The sequence below is a fragment of the Curtobacterium sp. PhB191 genome (genome assembly GCF_004346515.1).
Lineage (GTDB): Bacteria > Actinomycetota > Actinomycetes > Actinomycetales > Microbacteriaceae > Curtobacterium.
On the sequence record NZ_SMBV01000003.1, the window covers coordinates 338934 to 357756 of the forward strand.

The following is an 18823-nucleotide window of genomic DNA, read 5'->3' on the forward strand; positions in this document are numbered from 1 at the left end:
CAGTGCTGTCGGGTGCGCGCCGTGGTTGCGACGCGCACCCGAGGCAACGCTCTGCCCCTCCGAAGCACCCGACACCGTGCGGCGACCGGACAGCGGCGCTGGACCCGAACGCCAGCGCCGCGATCCGGTCAGATGAGCTCGTCGGTCAGGTGGTTCGGCGTACCGAAGCGGTGCGCCGTGATCGACACCGCCTGCTCGCGGACGAACGGCAGGATCTCGAGCCGACCGGCCTCGGTCACGGGGCCGCCGTACACCGCGACGTCGGGACGCCCACCGATCGCCGAGTACAGCGCCGACGTGTCACCGCCGATGAGCCGGACACGCGTCGACGGACCCGCCGCGATCGACGACGCGAAGGACTCGTCGGAGACCGACTGCGACACGGAGCGCACGTTGGGCAACGATCGGATCGCCGCGGCGACGGACGACGGCAGCGCTCCGACCGTCGACACCTCGATCGTCGTGCCGGCTCGGAGTGCAGCGGCGACGACGCGCACGAGCTCGACCACCGAGGCGTCAGCGTCGGAGTCGGCAACCGCAGCGAGCCGCACCTGCACCGACGGGAACGGCAGGTACCGCGCGATGTTCCGCTCGGCGCTCAGGGCCGAGACGTCGGTCGCGGTGCCGAACAGCGTCGACCAGGCCTGCTCGTCCGACGCCAGCGACCGGTCGAGCACCGGCGAGGTGACCCCGGCCGCACGGACGAAGGCGCTGACCGGAGCGGAAGGAACGGACGCAGCAGTCGACGCAGCAGGCGCCCACGACCCGAGCCCGAGCAGGTAGTTCAGCCCGCCGGCCTTCGTGCCCGCGCCGACGGCCGACTTCTTCCAGCCACCGAACGGCTGCCGACGGACGATGGCGCCCGTGATGCCGCGGTTGACGTAGAGGTTGCCCGCCTGGATCCGCCCGAGCCAGGTGCCGATCTCGGCCGGGTCGAGCGAGTGCAGGCCCGAGGTCAGGCCGTAGTCGACCTCGTTGACGATGTCGATCGCTTCGTCGAGGGTGTCGGCGGTCATCATGCCGAGGATCGGGCCGAAGTACTCGGTGCGGTGGAACTCCGAGCCGCGGCGGATGCCCTGGCGGACACCCGGGCTCCAGAGCTTGCCGGTCTCGTCGAGCTGCTTCGGCTCGACGGCCCAGGTCTCCCCCGCACCGAGCGTCGTCAGGCCGGCGAGCAGCTTGCCCGACGCCGGCTCGATGATCGGGCCCATCTGCGTCGCGGCGTCGGTCGGGTAGCCGACGGTGAGCGAGGACACGGCGTCCAGGAGCTGGTTGCGGAAGCGCTTCGACTTCGCGACCGAGCCGACCATCACCACGAGCGACGCGGCCGAGCACTTCTGGCCGGCGTGCCCGAAGGCCGAGGCGACGACGTCCTTCACCGCGAGGTCGAGGTCCGACGACGGGGTGACGATCACGGCGTTCTTGCCCGAGGTCTCGGCGAGCAGCGGCAGGTCCGGGCGGAACGAGCGGAACAGCTCGGCGGTCTCGTAGGCACCGGTGAGGATCACCTGGTCGACCATCGGCGAGGCGATGAGCTGCTGGCCGAGCTCGTTCTCGGACACCTGCAGGAACGCGAGCACGTCGGCCGGGGCCCCGAGGGCGTCGAGCGCGGTCTCGATGATCGAAGCGAGGACGGCTCCGGAGCGCTCGGCGGGCGGCGCCGGCTTGAGGACGACGGCGGACCCGGCAGCGAGTGCGGCCAGGGTCGAGCCGGCGGGGATCGCGACCGGGAAGTTCCACGGCGGCGCGACGAGGGTCAGCGTGGCCGGGGTGAAGGTCGCACCGTCGAGGTCGTCGAGCTGCGACGCGAGGGAGCCGTAGAAGTGTGCGAAGTCGATCGCTTCGGACACCTCGGGGTCGGCCTGGTCGATGGTCTTGCCGGTCTCCGCGGCCATGACCTCGATGAGTGCTGCGCGGTTCGCCTCGAGTGCGTCGCCGACGGCGTGCAGCACCGCGCCACGAGCGGCACCGGACCAGGTCCCCCAGACCGCACCGGCGGCCTGGACGCGAGCGAGCGCCGAGTCGAGCGACGCGGCGGAGTCGACCCGGGCCTCCTGGACGGCGCGGACGCCGAGCGTCGACGACGCGATCCGGTCCGTGATGGCCGAACCCCACTGGCGCACCGACGCGACCGACGGGTCGCTGTCCGGCGTGTTCTCGAACCGGCCGGGTCCGGGGCGCCCAACGGCCGCGTAGCGGTCGGCGACGCGGTGGGACGCGGGAGCGGCGAGGCCCTCGGGTGTGGCGAGCGGCACGAGCGAGGCGCGGAAGCGTTCTTCTTCGCGGGCGAACAGCGGCGACGACGACACCAGCGAGAAGACCGCGGACATGAAGTTGTCCTGCGAGGCGCCTTCTTCGAGGCGGCGGATCAGGTACGCGATCGCGACGTCGAACTCGCCGGGGTGGACGACCGGCGTGTAGAGCAGGAGGGAACCGACTGTGTTCTTCACTGCCGACGCCTGGCCCTGCGCCATGCCGAGCAGCATCTCGAACTCGATGCCGTCCCGCACGCCCCGTTCGCCGGCGAGCAGCCAGGCGTGCGCGACGTCGAACAGGTTGTGCCCGGCGACACCGACGCGGACGTTCTCGACGCGCGACGGGGTGAGCGCCCAGTCGAGCACGCGCTTGTAGTTGGTGTCGGAGTCCTGCTTGGTGTGCCAGGTGGCGAGCGGCCAGCCGTGCACCGAGGCCTCGACCTGCTCCATCGGCAGGTTCGCGCCCTTGACCAGGCGGACCTTGATGCCGGCACCACCTCGGGCGCGGCGGGCGGCGGACCACTCCTGCAGCTGCTCCATCGCGGCGAGCGCGTCAGGCAGGTACGCCTGCAGCACGATGCCGGCTTCGAGCCCGAGGAACGCGGGCTCGTCGAGGAGCTTCGTGAAGACCGCGATCGTCAGGTCGAGGTCCTTGTACTCCTCCATGTCGAGGTTGATGAACTTCGCCGGGGTCGAGGCCGCGGCGCGCTCGAACAGCGGGCGGAGCTGCTCGACGATGTCGTCGACGGCGTGGTCGAACGCCCACGGCGAGTGCGGGTGCACGGTCGACGAGACCTTGATCGACACGTAGTCGACGTCGTCGCGTGCCAGGAGCTTGTGCGTGCCCTCGAGCCGGCGCGCGGCCTCGCGCTCGCCCAGCACGGCCTCGCCGAGCAGGTTCACGTTGAGGCGGACGCCGTCCCGCTTGATCTTCGCGATCGCCGGGCCGAGCTTCGAGTCGGTCGCGTCGACGATGAGGTGGCCGACCATGCCCCGCAGCACTCGGCGAGCGATGGGCACGACGACGCCCGGAAGCACCGGTGCCATGCCGCCACCGAGGCGCACGAGTCCGCGCATCGCGGCGGGCAGGAACCCGGGGGCACCGGGCGCGATCTGCCGGAGCTTGCGCGCGGCGACGGCGAGGTCTTCCGGGCGGACGACGCCGTCCACGAAGCCGACGGCGAAGTCCAGACCTGCGGGGTCGGCGAGCACCCCGGCGAGCTGCTTGGCGGAGCCGTCCACCGGGAACGACTCGGCCTCGGCCAGCCACTGTCGGACGAGTGCGACGGACTGGTCCGCCAGCGCGTCGTGGTCGGTGGCGGGGTGCTCCTGCAGGGTCGTCATGGGATCAGTGTGGAGGCCCGGGATACGGTAGCGGAAGCGACCGTTCCTGATGGGTACCGTTCAGTTGCACTACCGAATCTACGGCGGCCCCGCTACCGTCAGACCATGCTCGATGTCCGCCGCCTGGTCCTGCTCCGCGAGCTGTCGATCCGCGGCACCATCGCGGCCGTCGCCGAGGCCATGAACTTCACGCCGTCGGCGGTCTCGCAGCAGCTCAGCGCCCTGGAACGCGAGGCAGGGGTGCAGCTCCTCCGCAAGGCCGGCCGACGGTTGCAGCTCACCCCGCAGGCCGAGGTGCTCGTCGCCGCCGCCGGCCACGTGCAGGACGTGCTCGAGCAGGCCCAGGCGCAGGTCGAGGACACCCTGCCGTCGGTCCAGGGGCGAGTGCGCGTCGCCGTGTTCCAGTCCGCCGCCCTCGCGCTGATGCCCAACGCCCTGCACGAGATGGCCACCGAACACCCCGACGTCCGGGTCGAGATGGTGCAGCGCGAGCCGGAGACCGCCCTGAACGAGACGTGGGCGCGGGACTTCGACATGGTCATCGCCGAGCAGTACCCGGCGCACGCCGCCCCGCACCTGTCCGGGCTCGACCGCTCGGACCTGACCACCGATGCGGTCCGGCTGGCGCTGCCGCCGCTCGACACGGCGCTGTTACCGGTCTCGAGCCTCGAGGACGCCGAGGCCCTGCCGTGGGTGATGGAACCCCGCGGGACGGCGTCGCGGCACTTCGCGGAGCAGGTGTGCCGACGCTGGGGCTTCGAGCCGGACGTCCGCTACGAGACCGCCGACCTGCAGACCCAGATCCGACTGGTCGAGTCCGGCAACGCCGTCAGCCTGATGCCGGACCTGATGTGGACCGGACGCACGACGACCTGCCGCCTGCTCGAACTGCCCGAGCAGCCCCGCCGCACGATCTTCACCGTCGTGCGCGCCGCCGGGGCGTCCTCGCCCGCGGTCCGTGCGCTGCGCGCCGCCCTCGAACGCGCCGCGGCGGCCGTCGGCGACTGACGGGCCCCGTCCCCGATCCGGCTGACTGCACCGAGACCGAACCGAGACCTGACGGGCCGTCAGGATCGCGGGATCGACGACATCTCCTGGGTGAGGGCACTTCTCGGTGCCCCGTCCGGTATCCGAGGGGGATCCCATGAGTCAGCCCTGCACGTCCACTACGCGTCGCGTCGCCGCGATCGGCGCCGCCGTCGCCATCGTCGCCGCCTCGTCGGCCCTCGGCATCGGCGCCACGACCGCCGTCGCCGCCGAGGAACCGACCGCGACCAGCACCGTGACACCGGTGGCGACGAGCGCCGCGACACCCGCTGCGTCCGCCTCGCCCGAGGCGCCCGAGACGCCCGTCCCGACCGACGCCCCCGACGAGCAGCCGGGAGGCACGACTCCCGATCCGACGCCGGCTCCCGCCGACGAGTCGGAGACCCCACTGCCCGCTGCGCCCGCCGCCGACGACGGCAGCGACCTGGCGTTCACGGAGCCGTCGACCGCGGACGCCCCGCTCGTCCTCACCGCGACCGCCGGCACCCCGTTCTCGCACACCTTCGAGACCACCGGCGGCAACGGCACCGTGGGCTACGCCATCCAGGACGCCCCGTCAGCGGCGTACAGCGTCAACGTGGAGACCGGTGTCCTGAGCGGCACCCCGACAGAGGCCGGCACGTTCGACTTCGAGGTCGTCGCGTTGAGCGGCTCGACCCAGATCACCGAGTACGTGGAGCTCACCGTCTCCCCCGGTGCCCCCGTGGGCGTGACGTTCGGGGTCGCGACGCCGGACTACGACGGCCTCTGGCAGGTCGAAGCCGACGGCACGATCTGGGAGCAGGCCGCCGGGCAGGGCCGAGTCCGCATCGTGCCGGACATCCCCGTCGCCGAGGACACCCCGCTCACCCTCGCCGGGCTCGCCGTCGACGCCTACGGCAACCGGACCACCCCCGGCGGTGACGACGACTACCCGCGGTCGACGGTCACCAGCACGGACGACTCCGACGTGGCCACGTGGAACGACGGAGACTCCTCGACGACCGTGACCTTCGGCGGGACCGGTACCCGGACCGTGACGGTCTCGGAGGGCGGCGTCTCCACGGCGTTCGACGTGGTGGTCGGCGCCGAGGGCACCGGCGAACCCGCGGCTCCGGACACCATCATGTTCGACGAGCAGTCGACGCCGGAGTCCCCGATCCGCATCGAGACGATCGCGGGCGAGCAGGTCGAACGCACCTTCACCGCCACCGGGTCCTCGAGCGAGCTCCACTACGTGCTGCTGACCGGCGCGACCGCGTTCCCCGTCCCGGGCAACGAAGCCCCGATCGCGCCGCTCGGGATCGCCGTCGGTGACACGAGCGGGGTCCTGAGCGGCGCCCCGACGGTGGCCGGTGAGTACGACTTCCAGGTCATGGCGATGAACGGCTCCCGGGCGGCCACGCAGTACGTCCACCTGTCCATCCGTCCGGCCGCCACCGAGGAACTCAGCCTGCTCGTCGGGACGATCGGGTCCCCCAGGGGCTGGCTCCGCGACGGCCGGGGGCTGCGCGAGGTCTTCGCGGAGAGCGGGGAGTCGATCCCGTTCGACGCGGTCCCGGTGGCCCAGGGCTCGACGATGGCCATCCGTGTGACGGCGCTCGACGCGTTCGGGAACAGCACGCAGGAGTCGGACGGCGCACAGCCCGTCGTCACGAGCACGGTGTCGAGCGACGAGGTCTTGCTCCCCCACGGCCCGTGGGAGCCCCGCGTCGCGTTCCCGCACGCGTCGCCGCACACGATCACGGTCGCACTCGGTGACGTCTCGACCTCGTTCGACGTGGACGTGCAGCCCGCGGCCGCCACCGTCGGCACCACGCCCCCGACGGCCGGTACCGGCACCCTCGCGTTCACGGGCGCGGAGACGTCCGGCACGCTCGCCTGGGCGCTCGGCCTGCTGGCCGCCGGCGGCGGCCTGCTCGTCCACCGCCTGCGTCGCCGACGCGCCTGACGCGGTGCACCGCACCGGATGACGGACGGGAGGCCCGTGGCGGATCCGCCACGGGCCTCCCGTCCGACGCGGGTTTCCGCACGGACCCCCAACCATGGTCACATTCCGGTCACCGACGCCTGAACGGCCACGCAGCCGCACTACGATCCGAGCAGGCCGAAACTCTCGGCAGATTCTTACGATCCGGCCACCCAGCCGGACCTGAACATGGGGGGAACCCGTGCACCGCAGCACCTCCGCCGTTCGTCGCGCTTGCGCCGTCGGCACCACCGTCGCACTCGTCGGTCTGACCACCGGTCTCGGCATCATGTCGGCGACCGCCGCCAGCGCCGTCGAGCCGACCGACTCGACGCAGCCCGTCTCCTCGAACGAGACAACGGCCCCCGTCGCGACGGAGACGCCCGCACCGACCGACGAGCCGTCTGTCCCCGCGGACGAGACCACGGAGACCCCGGCCCCGGCACCCGCCGAGGAGACCCCGGCCCCCACCCCGAGCGACGACGCGACCACCCCGGCCGACGAGCCGACCACCCCCGCGACGACGGCTCCGGCCGCCGAGACCCCGGCTCCGACCGCGACGCCGACCCCGGACGTCACCACGAAGGCCGCCGACGCGACCGTCACCATCGACGGTGCAGCCAAGGTCGGCACCCTCCTGAGCGCCGTCGTCACCGGCTTCGACGAGGACTCCTCGTACAAGTACGTCTGGGCTGACCAGGACCGCAACGTCCTGTCGAAGACCGCGACCTACCGCATCGACCCCACCGACGTGCGCAAGACGATCACCGTCACGGTGACCGGCACCCTGCCCGGCGCCACCGAGACGACCTCGGTGACCTCCGACGCGACCGCGCCCGTCAGCCAGACCCCAGCCTTCCTCGGCGAGGACGGCAAGCCGACGAAGGCCGGCGCCGACGCTGACCACCCGCTCGAGCTGAGCACCACGGCCGGTGACGCGTTCTCGCACACCTTCCGTGCGCAGGGCTTCCCGGAGCCGAAGTACGCGCTCGCGTGGTTCGACGAGGACGAGCTCGAGGACACCACGTACTACGACGAGAACGGTGACGAGTACGTCCCGGAGCCCGACGAGCAGCTCCCGGACGGCATCACGTTCGACGCCTCCACCGGTGAGCTCAGCGGCGTCTCGACGGAAGCGTCCGACTGGACCTTCGCGGTCACCGCGACGAGCGGCACCGAGACCGTCACGCAGTACGTCGACCTGACCGTCGAGGCCGCCGCGCCGCTCGGCATCATCGTCTTCACGACCGACCGTGCCGGTGCGTTCGACCTCGGCGAGGACGAGGACGACACGAGCACCCGGACCAGCTGGATCATCGACCCGGAGGGCAAGGTCTACACGTTCACCATCACGGGCGACGGTGAGGGCGGCTACACCGGCAACGAGGTCGAGGGCGGCCGGCCGACCATCAAGCAGGGCGGGACGCTCGTCGTGTCCGGCGGCCTGGTCGACGTGTTCGGCAACGAGATCACCGACGAGAACGAGGAGTCGATCGTCCCGACCGTCACCTCGGACGTGGCGAGCGACGTCATCGCGCCGGACCCCGACCTGGGCTTCTTCGGCCTCGTGAACGTCACGTTCCCGCACGCGTCGATCCACAACCTGTCCGTCTCGGCCGGTGACTTCACCACCTCGTTCGCGGTGGACGTCCAGCCGACCGCGGTCCCGACAGTGCCCGGTGTGTCCACTCCGGTCACCCCGGTCCCCGCGGCCGCACCGGTCACCCCGACGAACCGTGGCGGCCAGCTCGCCTACACGGGTTCGGACGCCACTGGCGCCCTGCCCTGGGCCCTCGGTCTGCTCGTCGCCGGTGCCGGCCTGATCGGCGCCCGCACCCTGCGCCGTCGCCGCGCACAGCGCTGACGGACGACCAGCGCTGACGTACGACCAGCGCTGACGGTCCCCCGTCGTCTCCCGTCCGTCGCGTGCCCGCGTGACGGACGGGAGGCCCGGCTCGGCCCCGCCTGTCCGCCTCCCCGGGGCGGCGGGGCCGTTTCCGTCCCACCGTCGGTAGCGTGGGCACCATGCCCACGCTGCTGCACATCGACTCCTCGGCCGACCTCTCCCACTCCCGTTCGCGCGCGCTGACCGCCGCGTTCGCCGATGCGTGGCGCGCACGCGGACCGGAGTACACGGTGGTCCGCCGCGACCTGCACGTCGACCAGCTCCCGCACCTCGAGACCTCGGCGCTGCACTGGGCGGCAGCGGACCGCACCGCGGACGAGTCCGTCGCTCCCGAGGCCGAGGCACTGCGCCAGGAGGTCATCGACGAACTCCTCGCCGCCGACGTCGTGGTCGTCGGGTCCCCGCTGTACAACTACACGGTGCCGTCGACGCTCAAGGCCTGGATCGACCGCATCCACATCCCCGGGGTCCTGGCGGGCGACGTGCAGCCCCTGGCCGGCCGTCCGGTCGTGACCGTGGTCAGCCGCGGTGCGACGTACGACGCCGGCACCCCGACCGAGGACTGGGACCACGGCTCGCCGGTCCTGCACCTCATCCTCGGCACGGCGCTCGGCATGAAGCTCTACCCGATCACGGTCAGTGCGACCCTGGCCGACCGGCTGCCCGACCTCGCCCCGCTCGCCGAGCACGCGTCCGCCGAGCTCGCCGACGCGAAGACGACGATCGAGCGCCTGGCCACCACGCTCGGCTGACGTCAGGACGCGAACGGTCAGGCGGGGCGGACCTCGCCGGACCGGCCGAGCAGCTCGGCGTGGAACGCCGTCTGCGTCAGCGCGCTCGCGAGCAGGAACCCGGTCATCGACTCGATCCCGCCGCTGTACGGCACGCGGGCGGCGACCTCGAACAGCGTGGGCCGGTCGAGCAGGTCGAGTGCTTCGGCGACGTGCCGCGACCGCTCCTCGCGGTGTCGAGCCAACGTCTGCGCGCGGGCGACGACGTCGGCGAACCGGTACTCGTGGCCCGGGCAAGCCTCGAGCCCGGCGTACACGTCGAGTCGGCCGAGCGACGCCAGGTAGTCACCGAGCGGGTTCGTGGCGGTCCGACCACCGAGGCCGATCCCGGAGTTGATCCGCGGCAGCACGTGGTCACCGGTGAACAGCAGCCCGCCCGGCTCGTCGACGAAGCACACGTGCCCGGCGGTGTGCCCGGGCGTCCAGAGCGTCCGGATGGTGCGCCCCGGGATCGGCAGCACGTCGCCGTCGGCCAGCAGCAGGTCGGCGTAGGGCGCCTCGCTCCGCCCGAGCCCGATCCGTCGTCCGCTCCCCCAGGCCGCGACGACGCCGTCGTGCAGCTCGGGCGGCAGGCCCCACGTGGCGATGTCGGCGTCGTTCTGCACCGCGTCGGTGCGCTCGCGGTCGAGGGTGTCCACTTCGAGCCCGTGCATCGCGACCCGTGCACCGGTCGCTCGGCGGATCGCGGCGGCGGCACCGAGGTGGTCGGCGTGCAGGTGCGTCACGGCCACGAGGGACACGTCGTCGAGCGACCGGCCGATCGCCGACAGTGCGGCGCGGACCTCGTCGAGCCCGCCGTCGGCCGACCACCCGGGATCGATCAGCGCGAGGGACCCGTCCGCCCCCTCCACCACGTAGACCAGGGTCGCGTCGGGCACCCCGAACCGGAACGGCACCGCGAAGGTCCAGATCCCCGGCCGGACCTGTTCGACGGGCGGCAGGACGCCGTCGCGGAGCGCGGCGGCCTGCACGGGGCTGATCGGTTCCGGAGCCGGCGCTGCCGACGGGGGCACGGTCGTCACCCGCACCACACTACTGACGCGATCCGACCTGCCCCGGGTGATCCGGGCCTCCCGGCCGCACTTCGTGAGCAGAAATGGTCGAGTCGTCGCGCCGGACCCGACCATTCCTGCTCACCAAGCGCACACCCCGCCCACGCAAGCCCCACCCGCGCCCGAGTAGACACGACGCATGGAGATCGCACCGATGCTGGCCAAGGCCGTCGCCGACGTCCCGGAACCCGACAGCGTGACCGGTGGCCTGCGGTACGAACCGAAGTGGGACGGCTTCCGCGGCATCGTGACGATCGACGGCGACGACGTCGAGATCGGCAGCCGCGGGGCGAAGCCGCTCACGCGCTACTTCCCCGAACTCGTCGAGGCCTTCCGCGCGCAGTTCGGCGGCCGTGACCACCCGGTGGTGCTCGACGGCGAGGTGATCCTTCGCTCGGGCGAGCCCGGAGCCGAGCGCCTCGACTGGGAGGCACTGTCGCAGCGCATCCACCCGGCGGCCTCGCGGATCGCGAAGCTCAGCGCCGAGACGCCCGCGCAGTTCGTCGCGTTCGACCTGCTCGCAGCGGACGGCGACGAGCTGGTCGACCTGCCGTTCGACGAACGACGTGACCGGCTGGAACAGCTCGCGAGCGGCATGTCCGACCCGCTGTTCGTCACGCGCACCACACTCGACGTCGACCAGGCACGCGAGTGGCTCACCACCTTCGAGGGCGCCGGACTCGACGGCGTCGTCGCCAAGCGCCGGGCCAAGCCGTACGAACCGGGCAAGCGGACCATGCTCAAGATCAAGCACCACCGGACGGCCGACGTCGTCGCGATCGGGTACCGCGTGCACAAGAGCGGCTCGGGCGTCGGGTCGCTGCTCGTCGGGCTGTACGGCGACGACGGTGAGCTCCGCCAGGTCGGCGGCGTCTCCGCCTTCTCCGACAAGCGCCGGCTCGCCCTGGTCGACGAGCTCGAGCCCGTCGTGCTCCGCGATGCGGACGGGAGGCCCGTCACCGGTGACGGGGAACGCTCGCGGTTCTCGTCGGGTCGCGACACGTCGTTCGTCCGGCTGGCGCCGGAAGTCGTGCTCGAGGTCCGGTACGACCAGATGGAGGGCGACCGGTTCCGGCACACGGTGCAGTTCGAACGGTGGCGTCCGGACCGCGACGCGGCGTCGTGCGGGTTCGACCAGCTCGAGGTGCCGTCGGCGTACGACCTGCGGGATGTCCTGTCCTGACGCGTGGTTGTCCGTTTTTCGTCGTCTTCCCCGTGATCGCAGGAAAGTAGTTAGTCGAACTAGCGAAACGCTGCCACGATGGTGATCAGCACCACGAGGCACCCATCCCGGGAGCCCCAGGACCGAAAGCGGATCGACATGAGCACCAGCACGCTTGTCCGCCACTCGCAGCGGAACCCCTTCACCGAGGTACGCGAGGCACGCCGCCAGCGCACCCTGCAGCTCAGTGCGGTCATCAGCGCCATCGCCGGCGTGACCGCCACCGCGCTCGCACTCGTCACGATCGGCCTGGGCTCGTGATCGTCGACGGCATCAGCGACGCGCACCGCGGCACCTGGTCGCGCCTGACCCGCCTGCACACGGCGAGCGTCGGGCTGCCGATGCAGACGTCGCGCGTCGACGACCCCGACCGCTCGACGGACACCCTGCCCTCCGTCTGACGGTCCCCGCTGACCCGACTCAGGGTTTCTTGGCTCGGGACGGTTGCACACGCGGCGGCTCGCCGGGCATCTTCGGGAAGTCCGGCGGGAACGGCAGTTCACCCTCGCCGTTCTCCAGGTCGCGCTCCCACCACGCCAGCAGCGGCGCGATGCTCGCTGGCTCGTCGTGCATCGCCTGCCACGGGTCGCCGATCGTCGCCAAGCGTTCGGGGACGGTCCGGATCGTGAAGGTCGTCGGGTCCGCGGTCGGCAGCTCGTCCCACGTGATCGGCGTCGACACCGAGGCGTGCGCGAGAGCCCGTGGACTGTAGGCACCGGCCATCGTCCGGTCACGGTTCGCCTGGTTGAAGTCGACGAAGACCCGCTGGCCTCGCTCCTCCTTCCACCACGCCGTCGTGACCAGGTCGGGCATCCGCCGTTCGAGTTCTCGGGCGGCGGCGATCACGGCGTGCCGGACGTCGAGGAACTCGTGCTCGGGTGCGATCGGGGCGAACACGTGCAGACCGCGGTTGCCGCTCGTCTTGATCCACGCCGTCAGACCCGCTTCGTCCAGGACCTTCCGGAGTTCCTGCGCCACGGGCACCGTATCCGAGAAGTCCGTGCCGGGCTGCGGGTCGAGGTCGATGCGGAGCTGGTCCGGGTGGTCGCTGTCCTCGGCGCGCGACGCCCACGGGTGGAAGACCACGGTGTTCATCTGCGCGGCCCACACCGCGACGGCCGGCTCGTCGATGACGAGCTGCGGGTGCTTCCGGCCGCTCGGGTACGTCACCGTGACCGACCGCACGTACACCGGGGCGCCCTTCGGCGGGTTCTTCGAGAAGAACTGCTCGCCGTCGACGCCGCCGGGGAACCGCTGCAGCGAGATGGGCCGGTCGCCGTTGGCCCGGACGAAGGCGTCGCCCACGGTCACCAGGTACTCGGCGAGGTCGGCCTTGGTGATCCCGGCCTCCGGCCAGAGCACGCGCGAGGGACTGCTGATCCGGACCTCGCGGTCCCCGTCGGGCCCGGGTACCCGCACCGTCGTCGCTTCGCTCGCCATGCAGCGGAAGGTACTCGGTGCACGATGGACGAGTGAGCGCGTACCTCGGAGTGGACCTGGCGTGGGGGCTCGGCACCGCGAGCCGTGCCCCGAACGAGACCGGACTGGTCGCGATGGAGTCCGACGGCACGATCACCGATGCCGGATGGGCCCGCGGGGTCGACGACGTCACGACCTGGGTCGCGGAACACCTCGGGCCGCGGTCGCTCATCGCCGTCGACGCCTCGCTCGTCGTGACGAACCCGACCGGCATCCGCGAGTCCGAACGGCAGGTCGGGCAGCGCTACGGCCGGTGGAAGGTGGCGGCGAACCCGACGAACCAGGCCTCCGCGGCGAGCGCCGGCGCCAGCCTGCTCGACCGGCTCACCGCACTGGGCGTCGAGTACGTGTCCGACACGGCATCCATGCACGCCAGGACCGGGCCGGCGATGTTCGAGTGCTACCCGTACACGACCCTGGTCGGCGTGGAGGAGCTCGGGTACGACGTCGAGCGGCCCCGGTACAAGCGCCTGGACCTCAGGGTGCCGGCAGCCGAGGCCCGGGCACGCCGCGCCGAGGCGTTCGACGAGCTCGTCCGGCGCCTGCGCGAGACCCCGCTCGACCCGCCGTTGCAGCTCGACTCGCATCCGCTGGCTGCGGGCCTCGCCGACCCGTCAGTGCTGCACGGTCCGACGCACAAGCACCGCGAGGACCTGCTCGACGGTGCCCTGTGTGCCTGGACGGCGGCGTTCTGGGAGCGGCACGGGGACGAACGCGTGCAGATCCTGGGAGGCGATGTGGGCCTCCCGTCCGACCCGGTGGACGAGGCGGGCCGCCGGCCGGTCGTGGTGGCGCCTGCGCGCCCGTCGCAGCGGAGGCCGCCGCAGATTGGTCAGTCGTGCTCGCGCTGAGCGTCTGAAGCGATCACCTTTGCGAGCAGGTCGCGCAGTGGACCGAGATCGCCCAGCATCGAGCGGCGGGCTGCAGAGTGGTTTTCGGACTTCGTCGCCTGCTGCCAGTCGAGCGTGACGTCGTGCTCAGCGGCGTACTGTCGCCAGAACTCTCGCTGCGTTCGACCGTTGCCCTCCATGAAGGGGTGGATGTAGTTGAGTGTCGCGAACTGCTCCGTGAGGAAGTCGAGCGGCCGCTTCAGCATCTCTCCCCCGCCAGCCAACTCGCCGTCGAGCTGGGCCATCCGCGGAGCGATGAGTTGGGGAGGCAGGAAAGGTTCGTCCGGGTTCTTCGCGATGCCGTCGAGACGGTACTCGCCAGCCCACTCGTAGACGTCCTGGAAGAGGTGGGCGTGGATTCGTCGAATCCGCTGCGATGGTCGGAGACCGCGGAGACCGCGGACCTCGCCGAGCAGCAAGTCGAGTTCGCGGTCTTGCACCTCAGGCACTTCGAGTGCCGCGAGTGCGGCTCTGCTCGTCGCTCCGAACTTGTTCCGCAGAACGAAGTTCTCGTCGTGGTAACCGCCGACCGGTCGACTCACCGGCGGTGTGCGAAGGCCCGGAGCTCCTCGCGGCTGATCTCACCCCGTGCGAAGCGGCTCATGTACTGAATCCACTCGGGGTTGTCCTCGAACCCTTCGAGTCGACCGGAGTGGATTACCGCCGCCACGGCGTGCGACCGCTTGGCGCGCTCGGCGCCACTGACGGTTCGAACGACTCGCTTGGCCATGAGACCGATTCTACGCGGTCGAGCCCTTGCGCTCCAGAGCCGGGTGGACGCACCGACGCGCGGCTAGGGTTGACCGGTGAGCACGACGAGCGAACCCCTGCACATCGGGCTGGTGTCGCTGCACACCTCCCCCGGAGACGAACCCGGCTCGGGCGAGGTCGGCGGCATGAACGTCGTCGTCCGGCACCAGGCCGAGGCGCTGGCCGATCGTGGCCACCACGTCGACATCATCACGCGGCGTTCGGCGCCGACGCAGCCGGACTCGGTGTCGCTCGTGCCGGGTGTGTGCCTGCGGTTCCTGTCGGCGGGTCCGGCGGAGCCGGTGCCGAAGGGTGAGCACGACGCGTTCATCGAGCCGTTCCGCCACGAGCTCGAGCAGCTCGGGCCGTTCGACGTCCTGCACTCGCACCACTGGTTCTCCGGTGCCGCTGCCCTGCCGGTCGCCCGTCAGCGCGGCATCCCGCACGTGCAGTCGTTCCACTCGATCGCCGCCGACCCCGAGACGCCGTTGTCCGAGGGTGAGCGGCCAGAGTCCGCCGGGCGCATCACGGGCGAGCAGCAGCTGGCGCGTGAGTCCGATGCGGTCGTCGTGGTGTCCGAAGCCGAGGCGTCGACTGTCCGGACGCGGCTCGGCGGTGCCGACGCGCGGATCTGGATCGTGCCGCCCGGGGTCGACGGGTCGGTCTTCCGTCCGGCGGCCGCCGGTGCGCGCCGGGCCGCCACGCCCTACGTCGTCGCGGCGGCTCGCGTGCAGCCGTTGAAGGGGCTCGACCTGGCAATCGAGGCGATCGCGGGCATCAGCCAGGAGGCCCGTCCCACCTTGGTCATCGCAGGGGATGCTTCGAGCGAGGCGGGTGACTACGTGGACGAACTGCGTCGGCTCGCCGCCGCGCGTGGCATCGCCGACCGCGTCACCTTCATCGGGCCGCAGTCGCGTGCCGACCTGGCGTTCCTGTTCCGTGGCGCGGCAGCCGTGCTGGTGCCGTCGCACTCCGAGACGTACGGGCTCGTGGCGCTGGAGGGCTCGGCGTCCGGGGTGCCGGTCGTGGCCGCGGCTGCCGGGGGCCTGCGTGAGGCCGTGGTCGACGGTGAGACGGGTGTCGTGCTCGAGTCCCGTGAGCCGTCGGTGTGGGCCGCCGAGATCGAGCGGATCCTGACCGACTCCGGGTACGCGGCCGCGCTGTCCTCGGCCGGGCGCGAGCACGCGGAGCGTCTGAGCTGGGAACGATCGGCTTCGGGGCTCGAGGACGTGTACCGCCGGGTGCTCGGCAGCGGGTCGCGGGTCGGATCGTGAGATGACGGCGTTCGACGCGTTCTGGGCAGCGCTCGACGCCGTGCCGGTGGAGGCGGACGCCGAGGCGCTCTACGACCTCGGTTCGGCCGAGGGGCGGTTGCGGCGATCGAACCTGCAGCGGTACCTGGAGCAGTTCGGGCCGGCGGCGGACACCCTGCTCGTGGCCGAGGCACCCGGGTGGCGGGGCATGACGAACACCGGCATCCCGTTCACGAGCATGCGCGAGCTCGAGACGGACCGGTTCGGCGACGACTACCTGGTGCCGCCGGAGCCGACCGCCCCGTGGGAGGCCTCATCGCGCGTCGTGCAGGCGGCACTGTCCGACTGGGCCGGGCCGCTCCCCGTGGCGTGGGCGATCTTCCCGCACCACCCGTTCGTCGCCCCGGACCGGCTGACGAACCGCACACCCCGTCCGGCCGAGGTGCGGTCGGGAGCACCGGTCGCCCTCGCGCTGCTCGAGGCACTCGGTGGCGTCGACCGGGTCCGGGTGGTCGCGGTGGGCCGGAAGGCCCAGGGTGCGCTCGCGTTGGCCGGCATCGAGGCGATCGCCGTCCGGCACCCTGCGCAGGGTGGCGCGAAGCAGTTCACCGAGCAGCTCCGAGCGTTGGACCGCTCGCTGTAGTTCCCCGTGCCGGTCCCTCCGGTCAGGCTGAGCGGACCTCGACGCCCTTCGCGGCCAGGGCCTCGGCGACGTGGGCGGGCAGCGGCGCAGCTGCGTACACGGTGCGGAGGGCCGGCAGGTCGAGGACGTCGTCCCAGTTCTGCGGGTCGAAGCGGTCGTCGGAGCCCTCCCACCCGGGGTGTACGTCCTGGAGCACCTCGAGGTCGGTGTCGACGGTGAGCTCCGTGACGAGCGACAGGTGCGACGGCAGGAGTTCCAGGTCGTCGTAGTACTCACGGGCCCGGTCGTCCTGGCCGTCGACGTCGAGGTCCTCGTCCGTCTCGTCGGCAGCCTCCGGGTCGTAGGGGTCGAGGACGTCGAGGTCGTAGCAGAGGACGTCGAGCACCAGCAGCTTCGCGTTGAAGTCGGCGAACTCGACGGGCTCTTCGGTGGTGTTCGACTCGTGGTCCATGGCCCGGAGAGTATCCGTCGCCGAGCGACCGTGTTGCGATCGCGAGAAACCTTCCTGTGGGACTAGACAGCAAGGCGTCTCGCGCGCAAGGGTGACGCATGGCCACCACCAAGACGGACCGACCACAGCAGGAGCAGCCCGAGCTCCGCAGGGTCATCGGTCCCAAGCTCCTGCTGCTGTTCATCGTCGGCGACATCCTGGGAACGGGTGTCTACGCGCTCACCGGTCAGGTCGCGGCAGAGGTCGGAGGAGCAGCGTGGCTCCCCTTCCTCATCGCCTTCGCGGTCGCCCTGCTGACGGCGTTCTCGTACCTGGAACTCGTGACGAAGTACCCGCAGACCGCGGGCGCTGCGCTCTACGTGCACAAGGCGTTCGGCGTCCACTTCATCACCTTCATCGTGACCTTCATCGTGATGTGTTCCGGCATCACCTCGGCGTCGACGGCGTCGCGGGCGTTCGCCGCCAACCTCGGTGTCGGGTTCGGCCTCGAGTTGCCGAACGCCGTCGTGATGCTCATCGCCATGGGCTTCATGCTCGCGGTGATGGCGATCAACTTCCGCGGTGTCAGTGAGAGCGTGAAGACGAACGTGGTCCTCACCCTGGTCGAGCTGTCCGGTCTCGTCATGGTGATCCTGATCGGCTTCTGGGCGATCGCGGGTGGCAACGCGGACTTCTCACGGGTGGTGATGTTCGAGACCCCGGAGGACAAGACCCTGCTCATGTCGATCTCCACGGCGACGTCGCTGGCGTTCTTCGCGATGGTCGGCTTCGAGGACTCGGTGAACATGGCCGAGGAGACCAAGGACCCCTCGCGCATCTTCCCGAAGGTGATGCTCACCGGCCTCGGCATCACGGCCGTGATCTACACGCTCGTGTCGATCTGCGCCGTCGCCGTCGTGCCGATCGGTGAGCTCGCCGGCAACGAGACCCCGCTCGTGACCGTCGTGCAGACCGCCGCCCCGGACTTCCCGATCGCCGACCTGCTGCCGTTCATCTCGATGTTCGCCGTGGCCAACACCGCCCTGATCAACATGATGATGGCGTCGCGACTGCTGTACGGCATGAGCAAGCAGGGCGTGCTGCCGGGCTTCCTGGCCCGCATCTCCCCCGCCCGTCGCACGCCGTCGAACGCGATCGTCTTCACCACCGCGATCTCCCTGCTGCTCATCGGCTGGGTCTCGCTCGACCCGGACTCCCCGATCGTGGTGGTCCTCGGTGGCACGACCTCGCTCCTGCTGCTCACCGTGTTCGCCGTCGTGAACCTGACGGTGCTCGTGCTCCGCCGCGACAAGGTCGACCACAAGCACTTCCGAGCCGGCGTGATCATCCCCGTCATCGGCATCATCACGTGTCTGTGGCTCGTGCTGCCGTTCTCGTCCGGCCGTGACCCGCAGCAGTACCAGATCGCCGGTGCGCTGCTGGCCCTGGGTGTGCTGCTGTGGATCCTGACCTGGTTCACGCACGGTCGCAAGCAGCCCGAGAAGGCCCCGACCGGCCTGGTCACCGAACCGACGAAGGTGCAGCACCCGCCGCACGACCACCGCGACGTCTGATGGACGCGACCGCCGTCATCTGGACGATCGTCATCGCCGCCATCGCGCTCATCTCCCTGTCCGCCGGCGGATGGGGTCGGAGCAGGTCGCGCCGACGCCGACGCTGACGTCGCGGCTGACGGTCCTGGTGCACGAACCCCGTGTTCGGTGCACCAGGACCGTCAGTGCGTCACAGCGACCCCCGATCGGGCGGGTGCGGTTCCCAGGCGGCGCCCGTACGCTCGTCGTGCTCCGCCTGC

17 protein-coding genes are annotated in these 18823 nt (G+C 71.3%); 11 read left to right on the top strand and 6 right to left on the bottom strand.

Features of this window, described 5'->3' with window-relative positions:
• Window positions 1-128: 128 nt before the first annotated feature.
• On the bottom strand, window positions 129-3599 hold the full coding sequence (locus tag EDF48_RS07290; RefSeq protein ID WP_131879042.1) for a bifunctional proline dehydrogenase/L-glutamate gamma-semialdehyde dehydrogenase: 3471 nt from the start codon (window positions 3597-3599) through the stop codon (window positions 129-131).
• Window positions 3600-3704: 105 nt separating this feature from the next.
• On the opposite strand from EDF48_RS07290, the gene EDF48_RS07295 reads away from it, so the two are divergent.
• The 4 genes from EDF48_RS07295 to EDF48_RS07310 all read left to right on the top strand — a co-directional run bounded on the left by EDF48_RS07295 (window position 3705) and on the right by EDF48_RS07310 (window position 9252).
• Entirely contained in the window at window positions 3705-4607 is a 903-nt protein-coding gene (locus EDF48_RS07295; protein ID WP_111086860.1) for a LysR substrate-binding domain-containing protein, read from the top strand.
• A 136-nt stretch (window positions 4608-4743) separates the two neighbouring features.
• Window positions 4744-6576 (top strand): hypothetical protein, encoded by a 1833-nt coding sequence (locus EDF48_RS07300; protein WP_131846288.1) that lies wholly within the window; start codon window positions 4744-4746, stop codon window positions 6574-6576.
• 220 nt (window positions 6577-6796) lie between these two features.
• Window positions 6797-8458 (top strand): putative Ig domain-containing protein, encoded by a 1662-nt coding sequence (locus tag EDF48_RS07305; RefSeq protein WP_131879044.1) that lies wholly within the window; start codon window positions 6797-6799, stop codon window positions 8456-8458.
• 161 nt (window positions 8459-8619) lie between these two features.
• A complete protein-coding gene (locus tag EDF48_RS07310) occupies window positions 8620-9252 on the top strand; it encodes an NAD(P)H-dependent oxidoreductase (RefSeq protein ID WP_111086856.1) in 633 nt (210 codons plus the stop codon).
• A gap of 17 nt (window positions 9253-9269) precedes the next feature.
• Here EDF48_RS07310 and EDF48_RS07315 read toward each other — a convergent pair whose 3' ends face one another.
• On the bottom strand, window positions 9270-10313 hold the full coding sequence (locus EDF48_RS07315; protein WP_165932340.1) for an MBL fold metallo-hydrolase: 1044 nt from the start codon (window positions 10311-10313) through the stop codon (window positions 9270-9272).
• A gap of 169 nt (window positions 10314-10482) precedes the next feature.
• Between EDF48_RS07315 and EDF48_RS07320 the strand changes: the two genes are divergently transcribed.
• The 3 genes from EDF48_RS07320 to EDF48_RS19045 all read left to right on the top strand — a co-directional run bounded on the left by EDF48_RS07320 (window position 10483) and on the right by EDF48_RS19045 (window position 11966).
• On the top strand, window positions 10483-11526 hold the full coding sequence (locus EDF48_RS07320; protein WP_131846292.1) for an ATP-dependent DNA ligase: 1044 nt from the start codon (window positions 10483-10485) through the stop codon (window positions 11524-11526).
• Between the two features lie 138 nt (window positions 11527-11664).
• Window positions 11665-11826: a hypothetical protein gene (locus EDF48_RS19040; protein ID WP_159573681.1), complete on the top strand. Its 162-nt coding sequence runs from the start codon at window positions 11665-11667 to the stop codon at window positions 11824-11826.
• Entirely contained in the window at window positions 11823-11966 is a 144-nt protein-coding gene (locus EDF48_RS19045; RefSeq protein WP_165901405.1) for a hypothetical protein, read from the top strand. Before EDF48_RS19040 ends, EDF48_RS19045 begins: the two co-directional genes overlap by 4 nt.
• A gap of 19 nt (window positions 11967-11985) precedes the next feature.
• Here the strand turns inward: EDF48_RS19045 and ligD are convergent, their stop codons facing one another.
• Window positions 11986-13005, bottom strand: a complete 1020-nt coding sequence (ligD, locus tag EDF48_RS07325) for a non-homologous end-joining DNA ligase (RefSeq protein ID WP_131846293.1) — start codon at window positions 13003-13005, stop codon at window positions 11986-11988.
• A gap of 32 nt (window positions 13006-13037) precedes the next feature.
• Between ligD and EDF48_RS07330 the strand changes: the two genes are divergently transcribed.
• The gene (locus tag EDF48_RS07330) at window positions 13038-13895 is read left to right on the top strand and encodes a DUF429 domain-containing protein (protein ID WP_131846294.1); all 858 of its coding nucleotides are present in this window, start codon (window positions 13038-13040) and stop codon (window positions 13893-13895) included.
• Here the strand turns inward: EDF48_RS07330 and EDF48_RS07335 are convergent.
• Both EDF48_RS07335 and EDF48_RS07340 read right to left on the bottom strand, forming a co-directional pair.
• Window positions 13877-14476 (bottom strand): Fic family protein, encoded by a 600-nt coding sequence (locus tag EDF48_RS07335; RefSeq protein ID WP_131846295.1) that lies wholly within the window; start codon window positions 14474-14476, stop codon window positions 13877-13879. The genes EDF48_RS07330 and EDF48_RS07335 overlap by 19 nt on opposite strands.
• Window positions 14473-14664 carry an antitoxin VbhA family protein gene (locus EDF48_RS07340; RefSeq protein WP_131846296.1) on the bottom strand — a complete coding sequence of 64 codons (192 nt, stop codon included), beginning with the start codon at window positions 14662-14664 and terminating at the stop codon, window positions 14473-14475. The genes EDF48_RS07335 and EDF48_RS07340 overlap by 4 nt, the downstream gene beginning before the upstream one ends.
• Window positions 14665-14740: 76 nt before the next feature.
• Here EDF48_RS07340 and EDF48_RS07345 point away from each other — a divergent pair, with 76 nt between their 5' ends.
• Together EDF48_RS07345 and EDF48_RS07350 are read left to right on the top strand one after the other, a co-directional pair.
• On the top strand, window positions 14741-15958 hold the full coding sequence (locus EDF48_RS07345) for a glycosyltransferase (protein WP_131846297.1): 1218 nt from the start codon (window positions 14741-14743) through the stop codon (window positions 15956-15958).
• A 1-nt stretch (window position 15959) separates the two neighbouring features.
• Window positions 15960-16580, top strand: coding sequence for a uracil-DNA glycosylase (locus EDF48_RS07350; protein ID WP_131879048.1), 621 nt, complete (start codon window positions 15960-15962; stop codon window positions 16578-16580).
• 22 nt (window positions 16581-16602) lie between these two features.
• Here EDF48_RS07350 and EDF48_RS07355 read toward each other — a convergent pair whose 3' ends face one another.
• Window positions 16603-17031 (bottom strand): hypothetical protein, encoded by a 429-nt coding sequence (locus EDF48_RS07355; protein ID WP_131846299.1) that lies wholly within the window; start codon window positions 17029-17031, stop codon window positions 16603-16605.
• Between the two features lie 98 nt (window positions 17032-17129).
• On the opposite strand from EDF48_RS07355, the gene EDF48_RS07360 reads away from it, so the two are divergent.
• Window positions 17130-18584 (top strand): APC family permease, encoded by a 1455-nt coding sequence (locus tag EDF48_RS07360; RefSeq protein ID WP_123292412.1) that lies wholly within the window; start codon window positions 17130-17132, stop codon window positions 18582-18584.
• Window positions 18585-18823: the final 239 nt, after the last annotated feature.

What these genes read in the sequence shown, in the direction of transcription:
- EDF48_RS07290 (WP_131879042.1), bottom strand. Translation starts at nt 3,599, where the DNA reads ATGACGACCCTGCAGGAGCACCCCGCCACCGACCACGACGCGCTGGCG.
- EDF48_RS07295 (WP_111086860.1), top strand. Translation starts at nt 3,705, where the DNA reads ATGCTCGATGTCCGCCGCCTGGTCCTGCTCCGCGAGCTGTCGATCCGC.
- EDF48_RS07300 (WP_131846288.1), top strand. Translation starts at nt 4,744, where the DNA reads ATGAGTCAGCCCTGCACGTCCACTACGCGTCGCGTCGCCGCGATCGGC.
- EDF48_RS07310 (WP_111086856.1), top strand. Translation starts at nt 8,620, where the DNA reads ATGCCCACGCTGCTGCACATCGACTCCTCGGCCGACCTCTCCCACTCC.
- EDF48_RS07320 (WP_131846292.1), top strand. Translation starts at nt 10,483, where the DNA reads ATGGAGATCGCACCGATGCTGGCCAAGGCCGTCGCCGACGTCCCGGAA.
- EDF48_RS19040 (WP_159573681.1), top strand. Translation starts at nt 11,665, where the DNA reads ATGAGCACCAGCACGCTTGTCCGCCACTCGCAGCGGAACCCCTTCACC.
- ligD (WP_131846293.1), bottom strand. Translation starts at nt 13,005, where the DNA reads ATGGCGAGCGAAGCGACGACGGTGCGGGTACCCGGGCCCGACGGGGAC.
- EDF48_RS07340 (WP_131846296.1), bottom strand. Translation starts at nt 14,664, where the DNA reads ATGGCCAAGCGAGTCGTTCGAACCGTCAGTGGCGCCGAGCGCGCCAAG.
- EDF48_RS07350 (WP_131879048.1), top strand. Translation starts at nt 15,960, where the DNA reads ATGACGGCGTTCGACGCGTTCTGGGCAGCGCTCGACGCCGTGCCGGTG.
- EDF48_RS07355 (WP_131846299.1), bottom strand. Translation starts at nt 17,031, where the DNA reads ATGGACCACGAGTCGAACACCACCGAAGAGCCCGTCGAGTTCGCCGAC.
- EDF48_RS07360 (WP_123292412.1), top strand. Translation starts at nt 17,130, where the DNA reads ATGGCCACCACCAAGACGGACCGACCACAGCAGGAGCAGCCCGAGCTC.